The sequence below is a fragment of the Massilia sp. CFBP9026 genome, from assembly GCF_034045165.1.
In the GTDB taxonomy this organism is placed as follows: Bacteria; Pseudomonadota; Gammaproteobacteria; order Burkholderiales; family Burkholderiaceae_D; genus Telluria; species Telluria arenae.
Map to the genome: position 1 here is coordinate 489,502 of NZ_JAXCWH010000003.1, position 12,843 is coordinate 502,344.

The window sequence follows — 12,843 nt, forward strand, 5'->3', positions numbered from 1 at the left end:
CATGCAATTTTCCGTCTACCAGCAAAGCCATATCGGCGGCCGCAAGGTCAACCAGGACCGCATGGGCTACTGCTTCACGCGCGACTCGCTGCTGCTCCTGCTGGCCGACGGCATGGGCGGGCACATGAACGGCGAGATCGCCGCCACCATCGCGCTGCAGACGGTGTCGATGATGTTCCGCATGCAGGCGCGTCCCTACGTCAAGCGCCCCGAGCGCTTCCTGGAAGAAGCGCTGCTGCAGGCCCACCACGACATCCAGGCCTATGCCGCCACCCACGGCCTGCCCGAGATGCCGCGCACGACCGTCGTGGCCTGCCTGGTGCAGCACAACTGCGCGGTATGGGCCCATGCCGGCGACTCGCGCCTGTACTGGGTGCGGCGCAACCAGGTGCTGGCGCGCACGCGCGACCATTCGCATTTCGAGTACCTGGTCGACCGCGGCCGCGCCGATCCGAACGAGCGCGCGACCCACCCCGACCGCAACAAACTATATAACTGCCTGGGCGCCTCGAGCGCGCCGAAGATCGAGCTGTCGCACCAGGTCAGCCTGCAGCCGGGCGACGTCCTGCTGCTGTGCTCCGACGGCCTGTGGTCGATGCTGCCCGAGGCCGAGATCGTGCACCGCCTGGCCACCGGCAGCGTGGTGCAGGCCGTGCCCGACATGGTGCAGATGGCGGCCGCCGTCGGCGGCGCCCAGGCCGACAACACGACCGCGCTGGCCATCGCCTGGCAGGGCGCCGACACCGCGCATGCCGGCCTGCCGAATGTGATCTCGACCCAGTTGCTGGGCGAGGACATGGTCAGGTCGACCATCGTCGAGGCCGATGCGGCCCCCGGCGGCGCGGACGCCTTCGGCGACGACGATATCGAAAAAGCGATCGCCGAGATCCGTGCGGCGATCGAGAAGTCATCCCAAGTCATCAAGTAAATAAGAAAGCAACCGTCATGACATTTGAACAGCGCCCCAGCGGCCGCGCGGTCGACCAGCTGCGTCCCGTCGCCTTCACCCGCAACTACACGCGTCACGCCGAAGGCTCGGTGCTGATCGAGTTCGGCGACACCAAGGTGATCTGCACCGCCAGCATCGAAGAGAAGGTGCCGGGATTTTTGAAAGGGAAGGGCCAGGGCTGGCTGACCGCCGAATACGGCATGCTGCCGCGCTCGACCCACAGCCGCATGGACCGCGAAGCCGCGCGCGGCAAGCAGAGCGGCCGCACCCAGGAAATCCAGCGCCTGATCGGCCGCTCGCTGCGCGCCGCCTTCGACCTGGAAGCCTTCGGCGAGCGCACCCTGCACCTCGACTGCGACGTGATCCAGGCCGACGGCGGCACCCGCACGGCAAGCATCACCGGCGCCATGGTGGCGGCCCATGACGCCTTCGCCAAACTGGTGGCGGCCGGCCTGATCCCGGCGATCCCGGTGCGCCATTTCGTGGCCGCCGTCTCGGTGGGCGTGTATCGCGGCGAGCCGGTGCTCGACCTCGACTATCCGGAAGATTCGGATTGCGATACCGACATGAACGTGGTGATGACCGAGACCGGCCACTTCATCGAAGTACAGGGCACGGCCGAGGGCGCGGCCTTCGACCGCGCCGGCATGAACCACCTGCTGGACCTGGCGCAGCATGGCATCGCCGACCTGATCCACCTGCAGAAGCAGGCCTTGCAGCTGTTGTAGCCTGTAACACCGGGGTCAGGTCTGACAATCAGACACGATCTCAGCCGTAAAAGCGATCATTGCTGAGGCTGTGTCCGAATGTCAGACCTGACCCCGCCGTCTTGACCGGCCTTGCAGCTGTTGTAGCCTGTAACACCGGGGTCAGGTCTGACAATCAGACACGATCTCAGCCGTAAAAGCGATCATTGCTGAGGCTGTGTCCGAATGTCAGACCTGACCCCGCCGTCTGACCCCCGATCTCAGCCGTAAAAGCGATCATTGCTGAGGCTGTGTCCGAATGTCAGACCTGACCCCGCCGTCTTGACCCCGCCGTCTCGTGAAGCCGGTAAAATAGCCGGCTCATTCAATCCAATCCGCATAACCATGACCCAACGCCTGATCCTCGCTTCCAACAACGCCGGCAAGCTGAAGGAGTTCGCCCAGCTGCTCGGCCCCATCGGTTTCGAGCTGCATCCGCAGGGCGAATTCGACGTGCCGGAGGCGGAAGAGCCGTTCGGCACCTTCGTCGAGAACGCGCTGGCCAAGGCGCGCCACGCGTCGCGCCTGACCGGCCTGCCGGCGCTGGCCGACGATTCGGGCGTGTGCGTGAATGCGCTCGGCGGCGCGCCGGGGGTGTATTCGGCCCGCTTTGCCGGGGAACCGAAATCGGATGCCCGCAACAACCAGAAGCTCGTCGCCGATCTGGCGGGGCTCGGCGATAAATCGGCCTATTATTATTGTGTGCTGGTCTACGTGCGCCATCCGGACGATCCGCAGCCGGTGATCGCCGATGGTCGCTGGAATGGCGAGATCATCGCCAGCCCGCGCGGCGAGAACGGCTTCGGCTACGATCCGCATTTCCTGATCCCGTCGCTCGGCAAGACCACGGCCGAACTGGCGCCGGATGAAAAGAACGGACTGTCCCACCGCGGCCAGGCGCTGCGCGCACTGGTCGAGAAACTGAAGTCCGCCTGACATGATCCCGATTAAAGTCGCCGCCCCCGGGCCGGGCGAGCCGCGTTCGCCGGCCAGCGCCGCGCTGCAATACCTGCAGCCGGGCGCGCTCAACCTCTCCGCCTTGCCGCCGCTGTCGCTGTACGTGCACTGGCCCTGGTGCGTGCGCAAATGCCCGTACTGCGATTTCAATTCGCACGAGGCGAAGGGCGAGTTGCCCGAGCAGGCCTACCTGGACGCGCTGCGCCTCGACCTGGAGCAGTCGCTGCCGCTGATCTGGGGCCGCAAGATCCACACCGTCTTCATTGGCGGCGGCACGCCGAGCCTGATGTCGGCCGCCGGCCTGGACCGTCTGATGTCCGACCTGCGCACCCTGCTGCCGCTGGAGCTGGACGCCGAGATCACGATGGAAGCCAATCCCGGCACCTTCGAGGCCGAGCGTTTCAAAAGCTACCGCGAGAGCGGCATCAACCGGCTGTCGATCGGCATCCAGAGCTTCAACCCGGCGCACCTGAAGGCGCTGGGCCGCATCCATGACGGTGACGAGGCGCTGCGCGCGGTCGAGATCGCGAAGAGCACCTTCGAGAACTTCAACCTCGACCTGATGTATGCGTTGCCGTCGCAGACACTGGAAGAAGCGCGCCGTGATCTGGAAACGGCGCTGTCGTTCGCGCCGCCGCACCTGTCGCTGTACCACCTGACGATGGAACCGAACACGGTGTTCGCCAAGTATCCGCCGGCGCTGCCGGACGACGACCTCTCCGCCGACATGCAGGACATGATCGCCGAGGTGACCGGCGCCGCGGGCTACGAGCACTACGAGGTCTCGGCCTATGCCCAGCCGGGCCGGCGCGCGCGCCACAACCTGAACTACTGGAAGTTCGGCGACTACCTGGGTATCGGCGCCGGCGCCCACTCGAAGCTCTCGTTCCCGCACCGCGTGCTGCGCCAGGCGCGCTTCAAGCAGCCGGCATCTTTCATCGAGGCGGCCAAGCGCGGCAATCCGGTGCAGGAAGAACACGAGATCGGCCGAGCCGACATGGGCTTCGAATTCATGCTCAACGCGCTGCGCCTGACCGGCGGTTTCGATCCGAACCTGTTCGCCGAGCGCACCGGCATGAACATCAGTGCGATCGCAAAGGCGCTCAACGAGGCCGAGGCGAAGGGGCTGATCTACCGCGACCACAAGCTGATCAAGCCGACCGAGCTGGGGCAGCGCTTCCTGAACGACCTGCAAGAGATGTTCCTGGCCGGGTAAGGCCTACGTTTCGACCGCGCCGGCCAGCGCAGCCAGGGTGCGCGACAAGCCGCCGACGATGCGCGCCATGCCGTCGTAGTCGTTACGGTCTTGCGCCTGGGCGGTTGGCGTCTCGGCGTGGAAATAGGGGAAGCGCAGGAAGCCGGCATCGGTGATCACCAGCGCCGGCCCGTCTTGCGGCCCGCTGCCATGCCCGGACAGGGTGAGCCCCATCACGTGGGCCGGCGCCGCCAGTCCCTGGTGGACCAGCATCGGATCGCTGCGCAGGGCAGCCAGCGCCTGGCGCACCTGCGCCGACGATTCACGCGTTCCGATAAAAGCCATGAAATTGCCGCCATCGCGGCGGCCGGCGCTGGCGCGCCGCTCCGCGCTTGCGGAAGGCTCATCGTTCACGAAAAAGACGAAGCGGACCTCGGTGCCATAGGCGGGATGCAGCGTCCGGGCCGCGCGCGCCAGTTCGAGCACGGCGGCCGTGCCCGCGCTGCCCGCAGCCGCGTCGTGACCGAAGTGGGCGCCGACGATGAAAGTGCGGCTGGGACGCTCGCCGGGCGCCAGCCTGGACACCGTCACCTCGATGCTGCGGCCCGGATGCGCCGCATCGCCGCCTTGCCGGACACGAGGGGAATAGCCGTAACGCCGCAGCGAGGTTTCGACGTGGCGCAGCGTGCCCTGCCGTGTGTAATGTGGCGTGCCCGATGCGGCGGCCGCCAGCGCCTGGGTGTGCGCCTGCAGGCGCGCCGCCAGCGGCGGCACGCTCGAACTCGTGTCCATGGTCACCATCGCCAGCACGATGGCCAGCAGGATCGCGAGGATGACTTTCCAGTGTGAGTTGAAAAAATTGCGCATGGCGTCACACTGCGCCGCGGGGCGCATTGGCAGCAGTCGGTGAATCCAGTGTATCCAAATCGCCGCAGATAAGCGCCGGCGCACCGGCAATTCCGCGTTACAACTTGGACAAGACGGGCTGCGCCGGCGTGCGCCGACCGCCGCGCAGGCGCGCCCGGCGGCGCTGCCACCACAGCACCAGGCCGGTGCCGCCGAGCGCGCTCAACATCAGGCCGAGCACGGCCACCGCGGCCTCGCCCGCGATGCCGCCCAGTTCCCCCGTGTGCAGCGGATAGACGATGGAATTCATGCGCGTGCCGGGATCGAGCGTGTCCCAGCGCTGGCGCGCCAGCACCTGGCTGCTGCGCGGGTCGAGCCAGACGACCGAACGCCCGTTGGGATGCGGATCGTCGGGCACGTGCATGCGCACGGCCAGCGGGCGATCCAGGTGCGGCGTGTACAGGAACAGGCCGATGCGGCCATCCGGGAAGGCCGCTTGCGCGGCGGCGGCCAGCTCGTCGAGCGAGGCCGCCGGTCCGTCACCGGCGGGCAGCTTCGGGGCTGCGACGACAGGCGCGCCCGCGAGCCGGCTGATCCAGCCGCCGATCGGCCGCCAGGCGAGATAGGCGCCGGTGGCGATGCTCACGCCCAGGATCAGCGCGAACACGACGCCGCCGATGCGGTGCAGGTCGAAGGAAGCGCGTGTAAATCCCTTGCCCAGCTCGATCCCCAGCGAGGGCGGCCAGCGGCGCGGCCACCACAACACGATGCCGGACACGGCCAGCACCAGGTAGACAAACGCGGCCAGCGCCAGGATGGCCCTGCCGGTCTGCTCCAGCCACAAGGCGCTGTGCAGGCCGTGCAGCAGCGACACTACCCCTTCATGTTCGCCGCGCCGGCCCTGTTCGGCGCCGGTGGCCGGATGCAGATAGAGCGAGCCGCGCCACTCGCCGCGCACCAGCACCTCCAGCGTGGCGCCGGCTTCGCGTGGAGGACGGAAGGAGAAGGCGGCCTTGGGGCCGAATTCAGCGGCCAGGCGCGCGCGCAGCGCTTCCAGCGAGACCGCCTGCGCCGCCGGCTGCTGCGCGGCCACGAAGTAGTCCGGATGCAGCCAGCGGTCCAGCGGCCGCGCCACGACCAGCAGCGAGCCGGTCAGCCCGGAGACGATCAGCAGCCACCCCAGGCCGAGCGCGGTCCAGCGGTGGCACTTGAGCCAGAGTCCGCGCAACGATGCCGTCATCAGTACGCCAGCCGCAGCTGGACGTAAAGCATGCGCGGTGCGCCGACCATGCGGCCGCCGTTGGTGTCGGTATTGCGCGTGTAATAGCGGCGGTCGGCCAGGTTGTTGATCCCCAGCTGGAAGTCGGGTCCCTTCTTGCCCGCCATCTTGTAGCTCAGCTGCGCATTGAGCACGCCGAAGCCCGCCACCCGGCCGAGCGCCGCGTTGGCCGTCTCCGGCACCGTGTTCGCGGTGTCGGTGTAGTGCTTGCCCTGCGCCGTGGCCGACAGGCCGAAGGCCCAGGCGTTGGCCGTATAGCGTGCGCCGACCGAGCCGGTCTGGCGTGAGTAGAAGGGCACGTCGCGGCCTTCGAACTCGCCCGACTCCTGGATCGCGCGCACATAGGTATAGTTGGCGTACAGGTTCAGGCCGGCGAGCGGCCCGGCCTTGTCGAAGTCGTAGTCGAGCGCGAGCTCGACGCCATCGTGGGTGGTCGCGCCCAGGTTGCGGAACACGGCCGGGTTGGTGCCGGGGATCGACAGGATCTGGTTGTCGAAGCGCAGGTCGAACAGCGTCAATTCGGAGCGCAGCTGCTGGCCCGCGTAGCGCACGCCGGCCTCCCACGTCTTTGCGACTTCCGGGTCGAGCGGATTGGTCTCGGACATCGAGTTCAGCTGCGTGTACTGCACGGCGCCGAACGAGGTGCTGTAGGCCGTGTACAGGGTCAGGCGCTCGCTCGGCAGCCAGGAGACGTTCATTGACGGTAGCGCGCGGCTGTTCCGCACGTGGAAGGGCGTGTCGTCGGCCGTGCCGCTCGGGTTGCGGTCGCTCTCGATCTTTTCGTAGCGCAGGCCCGGTGTGATCCGCCACATGCCGTAGGCGATGCGGTCGTCGATGTAGACGGCGTGCGCGCGCGTGCCGTTCTCGAACACCTGGATGGCGCCGACCTGCTGGCCGGTGGCGGCGATCGTCGGAATGCGCCGGTCCTGGCCCGTTTCGCGGATGTAGCGGTAGCCGACCGTGACGTCGTGGGTGGCCGGCCCCCACGCCAGGCGCTGCGTGTAGCGCGGCTCGAATCCGCGCACCTCGTTGTCGCGCGGCTGGTATTCGATGCGGCCCTGGGCGGCATTGGCCAGCGAGCTTTCGCGCGCGCTGTCGTAAGCGTAGGCGCGCACTTCGAATTCGCGGGTGGCCGAGATGGCATTGACGTAGCCGATGTCGACCTGGTCGCGCTCGCCCTTCCAGTAGTCGGTGGGATGGGTGTTCTGGAACGGATCGCGTTCGTACTGGGCTGGTGTGAGGCCGCCCGGCGTCATCGACTTGACGTCGTAGTGCGCGATCTTGCCGTAGACCTCGGACGATGGGCCGAGCTTCTGGCGCCACTTCAGCGCGATGTCGTTGTAGCGGTCGTCGCTGCCGGCGCGCCAATGCTCGCCCTCCATGCCGGAATAGAGCAGGGCGACGCCGAAACCGTTATCGAGTTCGGTGCCAAGGTAGGCCGAGACCTGATGGTTCGAGCCGCCGCGCTCATAGGTGGTGTAGCGCGCCGAGGCATCCGCCGTCAGGCCGCCCTGGCTGGGCACCGGCCGGGTCTTGAAATTGATGATCCCGCCGACGTTCTGCGGGCCGTAACGCACCGCGCCGCCGCCGCGCACGACGTCGATCGAATTGAGGTTGCCGAGACTCGTCGGCGCCAGCACCAGGTTCGGCTGGCCATACGGCGCCATGGCCAACGGGATCCCGTCGATCAGCATGGTCGAGCGGAAGGAGTTGCGCGGGTTCAGGCCGCGGATGCCGATATGCAGGCCGACCGAGCTGCCGGTATTGCTGGTGCTGCCGCTGATCTGCACGCCGGGAATGCCGCGCAAGACGTCGGAGATCGTCGCCGCGCCGCTATCGACGATCTGTTCGCGCCGCACCAGGGTCCGGGCGCCGCCGAAGCCCTGCACACTGTTTTCCAGGCCGGTGCCCAGCCAGTCGCCGACCACCGTGATGGTCTCCAGCATGCCGATGTCGGTTGGCGCGGCGTCGGACGTCGATGGCGCCGGCCGCTGGATGACGTAGCCCTCGCCGGACTGCGGCGCGGCCTGTGCGCCGGTACCGGCCAGCAGGGCCGCGAGGCCGTCGGCGACCGTGTAGCGTCCGTCCAGGCCCGGGCTGGCCAGGCCGGCCAGGTCTTCAGGGCGAAACGCGATCGTGACCCCGGCTTCGCGGGCGAAGCTGGACAAGGCCTGCGCCAGGGGACTGGCGGCGATGCGGTAATGCCGTGCGTCTGGCGTGGCGGCTTGCGCATGGGCCGCGGGCGCATGCGTGGCTGCGGCCAGCGCGGTACAGGCGATGAGCGCCGGCAGGGTGAGGCGGGCCAGGGCGGCAGGGATGTGCGGCGACTCCAATTCGATTCCTTTCGTTTGCTTGACGGCGTAGTAGCCGAACGGGCGACGGAAAAGGGACAGGAGAAAGCAAAAATTTTTCAGCCGGCCTGCGACGTCACCGTGACCCAATAGGCGGTGCGCCGGACGATGCGCACCGGCAGGGTTTGGCCGATGACGTCCAGGACATGGTCGGTATCCTCGATCCGGAACACGCCCGACACGCGCAGCTTCGCTACCTCTGGCGCGCAGCGGATGATCCCGGGGCGAAAGCGCGACAGCTCCTGCAGGAAGGCGTCGAGCCGCATGGCGTCGGCTTCCAGCATGCCCCTGGTCCAGGCCGGCGCGGCGGACGAGGGCAGGCGCGCGGCTTCGACGTCCTCGAACGCCCGCGCCGAGAATCGCACGCTGTCCCCGGCCTCCACGATCCTGCGTTGGCCGCTGTCGCGCAGGACGATTTCGACCCGGTGCTCCAGCACGTTCAACAGCGTGCGGCCGCCATCCTCGTCGAGCGCGCGCACGGTGAAGCGGGTGCCGAGGGCGCGCAGCCGTCCGTGGGCGGTATCGACCATGAAGGGCCGTGCCTTGCCAAGCGTGTCGCGGGCGGTCTCGATATAGATTTCTCCACGTTCAAGTTCGACCAGTCGTGTGCTCTCCGAATAGCGCACCGCGATATCGGTGGCCGTGTTGAGCCGCACCGCGCTGCGGTCGGCCAATACCACGGGACGCTGTTCTCCGACGCCGGCGCGGAAGACGCTGTCCGCTTCGCCGCGTGACATCCGGTAGCCGAACCAGCCGGCCGGCAGCGCAACGCCCAGCGTCGCCAGGGTCTTGAGGATGGCGCGCCGGTTGCCGCCTGGTTGCCGGGTGAGGACGGGAACGCCCAGCTCAGGGGCGACCGCGCCGAATTTGCGGCTCAGCCGTTCGGCGCGCTGCCAGGCCTGTTCGTGTTCGGGCCTGGCCTTGCGCCAGCGCGCGAAGGCCTGGTGGTCGGCTTCGCCGGCCGCGCCGGAATGCAGGCGCACCAGCCAGTTCGCCGCTTCCTTGATGACGTCCGGATCGAGCGGGGCGATGGGATCATGGCCAGGCACCGTGGTTCAGCCCATCGCGTTCAGGCACAGCTCGAAGCCCTGGGCCATATAGCGCTTGACCGTGCGGTCGGAGAGCCCGGTGCGGGCGGCGATCTGCACATAGGTCAGTCCCTCGAGCTGCGACAGCACGAACACTTCGCGCGCCTTGGGCGCCAGCTGGCCCAGCATGGCGTCCAGCTGCTGCAGTTCCTGCTGCATGGAGACGAGCTGCTCGGGCGAGAAGGCGACATCTTCTGGAAGGGCGGCCAGCGTTTCCAGCCATGCCTGCTCGAGCGTGCGGCGCCGCCAATGGTCGTTGAGCAGGCCGCGCGCGATGGTGGCCAGGAAGGCGCGCGGCTCGACGATGCCGGGGACTTCGTCCGGCCGGCGCAGCAGGCGCAAGAAAGTGTCATGCGCGAGATCCACCGCATCATCGGCACTGTCGAGCCGCTGACGCAACCAGCGGCATAGCCAGCCGTGGTTGTCCTTGTACAGAAGTTGGATGGTAGACATGGCGGATCACTTCGCGCTGCCTGGTGTTTGCCAAGAGAGCAAAGGCCTTACGGCAAGGATGGTCGGTGTAAATCGCAAATGATATCGATTATTGTTCTCATTTGCAATCGATGTCAGGCACCCACCGTGCCTCGTGGTGCAGTTGCGCCCTGTCAACCTCATCGTGATTTGGCATGGCTATGATCGGCTTTGCTCACCGGCACTAACGAACTATTCATTCATGAGGTGGATAACGTGATCATCGATAAGATTGCAGCCGGTGTCAGTAGTTTGACCGACATGAACCGCGCCATACGGCTGCGTCTGTCCACCCCAAGTGGTATCGTCGACGACCTGCTGTTGGTGAAATACGTCAGTGGCGTCGAGACGATCTGTGGAGGGATTGAATATGCGCTGCAGTGCGTTTCACTCCAGGCGGGCATGGAGCTCAAGCGCTTTATCGCCAATCCGGTCGAACTTCAGTTCGTGACCGACTCGGGGAAGCTTCGCACTGTATGCGGGATTATCGGTGGAGTGAGCGAAGGGCAGAGCGACGGAGGGCTTGCAACTTATCAGTTGATGGTTCGGGACGCGCTTTCGCTGCTGGAGCAGACCTGTAATACACGGGTCTTCCGCAATCGCAACGAGATCGACATCACCGAGACTATCTTGCGCGAGTGGCGCCTGGCCAATCCAATCGCAGCGGCCGCATTTCGTTTCGAGTCGGTTGGGTTGAAGCAGTACCCGCCTCGCGAGTTCACGATGCAATATAACGAATCCAATGCTGCCTTCTTGCGGCGTCTCTGGAAGCGTCGGGGTATCGCGTGGTTCATCAAGGCGGGCGCGTCGAATGAACGGGGAAGCAGCGATGTCCCGGTCCATACGCTAGTCCTTTTCGATAGCCCGAACGCGCTGGAGCAGAATCCGGCCGGTGCGGCCCGCTACCACCGTGATCACGGTACGGAGCAACGCGACAGCATTACGTCCTGGCATGCGGTACGTAAGCTGACGGCTGGGCGTGTCAATCGCCACAGTTGGGATTATGCCCAGACGTGGTCCATGAGTAGTCAGGAAACGAGTCTGGTCGACCAGGGAGCGATGGGCAACCAGTTCGCGGCGAGTCTCGACGAGTACCTGATCGATTCCCCACATGCTGGGGACAATGCTGATGATTATCGGAGCCTTGGCGTGCTGCGCATGCAGCGCAAGGAATATGAAGCGAAGTTCTTCCAGGGAGAGGGCGGCGATCGGGACATGCGGGTTGGGCAATGGCGTCGCATGAATGGGCATCCGGAGATCGATACCCATCCGGCGGATCAACGGGAATTCGTCTGTACCGAGTTGCGGGTGGAAGCCGAGAACAACCTGCCGAAAACGCTCGACGAAAAAATCGGACGTTTATTTTCCCTGAACCGTTGGAGCAGCGATCGCGCAGCCTTGTTGCAGGCCAGCGCTGAACGCGGCGTGCGTTATACGAACCGCTTTACATGTGTGCGGAGAGGGACCCCGATTGTTCCCGCCTACGATCCGCGCATCGAGCTTCCACGGACCGAGGCGCAGACCGCCATCGTGGTCGGACCTGCGAATCAGGAAATTCATTGTGACGAGCGTGGTCGCATCAAAGTCCGCTTTCCCGCATGCCGTTCGGAAGACCATGCGCATGCGGATGGAGCGGGCGCTTCTGGTAGCGATCGTGACTCGGCATGGCTACGCGTGGCGTCAGGGTGGGCGGGAAACCAATATGGGGCGATCTCCCTGCCGCGCGTAGGTGACGAGGTCGTGGTGGTGTTCATGGGCGGTGATCCAGACAAGCCTCTTGTCATCGGAAACGTTCACGGCGCACGGACGCCCTCACCTTCGTTCAGCCGTAATAGCGTGCTTCCCGGCGACAAGCACCTCTCTGGCATCGTGAGCAAGGAAGGGCAGGGCACGCGTGCCAATCAGCTTCGCATGGACGACACGCCGGGGCAGATCAGCGCGCAGCTTGGAAGCGAACACGCGCATAGCCAGCTGAATCTCGGTTATCTCACGCATCCAAGGCGAGACGGTTCGGCCGAGCCGCGTGGCGAAGGTGCGGAATTGCGTACTGACGCAGCGCTGTCCTTGCGGGGTGGGCAGGGGATTCTCATCAGTGCGGACGCGTCGCTGCGCGCTGCGGGGCGATTGCTAGATCGTGATGGATTGGCTGGCCTGTCTGAAGCCCTGTCGGGTATTCAAAAGCAATTAGCCGAGTTGGCTGAGGCGCATGAGACGGATGCCGTGGAAAGCGATTCGCTGACTCAGCTAAAGACACATCTGGAGAAGTGGGAGGAAGGCAGCAATACCGCAGGGCAATCAGCATCAGGAAACAGCGAAGGCCGGATCGTGGCTATCGAGGCGCCTTCGGGCGTGCTGGTCGGAAGCCAGACAGGTGTCGCGATCGGTGCGCAAACACATATTGACCTCTTAAGCGTTCGAAACACACAGGTATCTGCCGGCCGCAAGCTGCTTCTTCATGCGTTGCAGGGGATCAGCGTATTCGCACATTCTCTCGGCGCCAAGCTAGTTGCGGGGAGCGGAAAGGTCGAGATCGAAGCACAAGACGAGAATGTTGAGATTACAGCGGCTAAACGCATTGTCTTAGCTGCATCGGAGGAAATAGTTCTGCAATCTCCTAAGGTCACGATCATCACGCAGGGCGCTCAAGTCGCTTTCGGCGATGGTGGGATCACACACCATTGCACAGGGAATTTCGTGGTTAAGGCGGCTAAATTTGAGTTTCCTGGGGCTGGTGGAAGCGAGAAGGTAGTGATGCGCATGCCCGAGAGCGTCGTGAAACACAACCAGCGCGTCCGCATGGTTGATCTAAGTACGGGCTCACCTATGGTAGGTCAGCGGTATCGAGTCACGTTAGAAGACGGGCAGATTATCGAGGGGTGTACAGACGCAGATGGTATGACTCAAGATTTTACTTCCGAAATCCCATTTGCTCATTACGACATTGAAGCTATAGATGAATAG

10 protein-coding genes are annotated in these 12,843 nt (G+C 65.4%); 5 read left to right on the forward strand and 5 right to left on the reverse strand.

The annotated features are described in order from the left end of the window. Position 1: 1 nt before the first annotated feature. The 4 genes from SOM28_RS10595 (at position 2) to hemW (ending at position 3,868) form a co-directional block, all read left to right on the forward strand. Positions 2-928 carry a PP2C family protein-serine/threonine phosphatase gene (locus tag SOM28_RS10595; protein WP_123067723.1) on the forward strand — a complete coding sequence of 309 codons (927 nt, stop codon included), beginning with the start codon at positions 2-4 and terminating at the stop codon, positions 926-928. A gap of 17 nt (positions 929-945) precedes the next feature. Beyond that, on the forward strand, positions 946-1,677 hold the full coding sequence (rph, locus tag SOM28_RS10600; RefSeq protein WP_320468076.1) for a ribonuclease PH: 732 nt from the start codon (positions 946-948) through the stop codon (positions 1,675-1,677). 363 nt (positions 1,678-2,040) lie between these two features. Further along, positions 2,041-2,631 (forward strand): RdgB/HAM1 family non-canonical purine NTP pyrophosphatase, encoded by a 591-nt coding sequence (rdgB, locus tag SOM28_RS10605; RefSeq protein WP_320468077.1) that lies wholly within the window; start codon positions 2,041-2,043, stop codon positions 2,629-2,631. Position 2,632: 1 nt separating this feature from the next. Beyond that, the gene (gene hemW / locus SOM28_RS10610) at positions 2,633-3,868 is read left to right on the forward strand and encodes a radical SAM family heme chaperone HemW (RefSeq protein WP_320468078.1); all 1,236 of its coding nucleotides are present in this window, start codon (positions 2,633-2,635) and stop codon (positions 3,866-3,868) included. A 3-nt stretch (positions 3,869-3,871) separates the two neighbouring features. Here the strand turns inward: hemW and SOM28_RS10615 are convergent, their stop codons facing one another. From SOM28_RS10615 to SOM28_RS10635, 5 genes are all read right to left on the reverse strand, one after another. Next, positions 3,872-4,714 (reverse strand): zinc-binding metallopeptidase family protein, encoded by an 843-nt coding sequence (locus SOM28_RS10615; protein ID WP_320468079.1) that lies wholly within the window; start codon positions 4,712-4,714, stop codon positions 3,872-3,874. A 97-nt stretch (positions 4,715-4,811) separates the two neighbouring features. Next, complete coding sequence (locus SOM28_RS10620; RefSeq protein WP_320468080.1) at positions 4,812-5,933, reverse strand: PepSY-associated TM helix domain-containing protein; 1,122 nt, start codon at positions 5,931-5,933, stop codon at positions 4,812-4,814. Next, the gene (locus SOM28_RS10625; RefSeq protein ID WP_320468081.1) at positions 5,933-8,305 is read right to left on the reverse strand and encodes a TonB-dependent siderophore receptor; all 2,373 of its coding nucleotides are present in this window, start codon (positions 8,303-8,305) and stop codon (positions 5,933-5,935) included. Before SOM28_RS10625 ends, SOM28_RS10620 begins: the two co-directional genes overlap by 1 nt. Positions 8,306-8,382: 77 nt before the next feature. Beyond that, entirely contained in the window at positions 8,383-9,372 is a 990-nt protein-coding gene (locus SOM28_RS10630; protein WP_320468082.1) for a FecR domain-containing protein, read from the reverse strand. 6 nt (positions 9,373-9,378) lie between these two features. Further along, positions 9,379-9,864 (reverse strand): sigma-70 family RNA polymerase sigma factor, encoded by a 486-nt coding sequence (locus SOM28_RS10635; RefSeq protein WP_123067730.1) that lies wholly within the window; start codon positions 9,862-9,864, stop codon positions 9,379-9,381. A gap of 234 nt (positions 9,865-10,098) precedes the next feature. Here SOM28_RS10635 and SOM28_RS10640 point away from each other — a divergent pair, with 234 nt between their 5' ends. After that, positions 10,099-12,843 (forward strand): type VI secretion system Vgr family protein, encoded by a 2,745-nt coding sequence (locus SOM28_RS10640; protein ID WP_320468083.1) that lies wholly within the window; start codon positions 10,099-10,101, stop codon positions 12,841-12,843.

Excerpts from the sequence above, each read along its gene's own strand:
- rph (WP_320468076.1), top strand. The coding sequence starts at position 946 with ATGACATTTGAACAGCGCCCCAGCGGCCGCGCGGTCGACCAGCTGCGT.
- rdgB (WP_320468077.1), top strand. The coding sequence starts at position 2,041 with ATGACCCAACGCCTGATCCTCGCTTCCAACAACGCCGGCAAGCTGAAG.
- SOM28_RS10595 (WP_123067723.1), top strand. The coding sequence starts at position 2 with ATGCAATTTTCCGTCTACCAGCAAAGCCATATCGGCGGCCGCAAGGTC.
- SOM28_RS10635 (WP_123067730.1), bottom strand. The coding sequence starts at position 9,864 with ATGTCTACCATCCAACTTCTGTACAAGGACAACCACGGCTGGCTATGC.
- hemW (WP_320468078.1), top strand. The coding sequence starts at position 2,633 with ATGATCCCGATTAAAGTCGCCGCCCCCGGGCCGGGCGAGCCGCGTTCG.
- SOM28_RS10620 (WP_320468080.1), bottom strand. The coding sequence starts at position 5,933 with ATGACGGCATCGTTGCGCGGACTCTGGCTCAAGTGCCACCGCTGGACC.
- SOM28_RS10615 (WP_320468079.1), bottom strand. The coding sequence starts at position 4,714 with ATGCGCAATTTTTTCAACTCACACTGGAAAGTCATCCTCGCGATCCTG.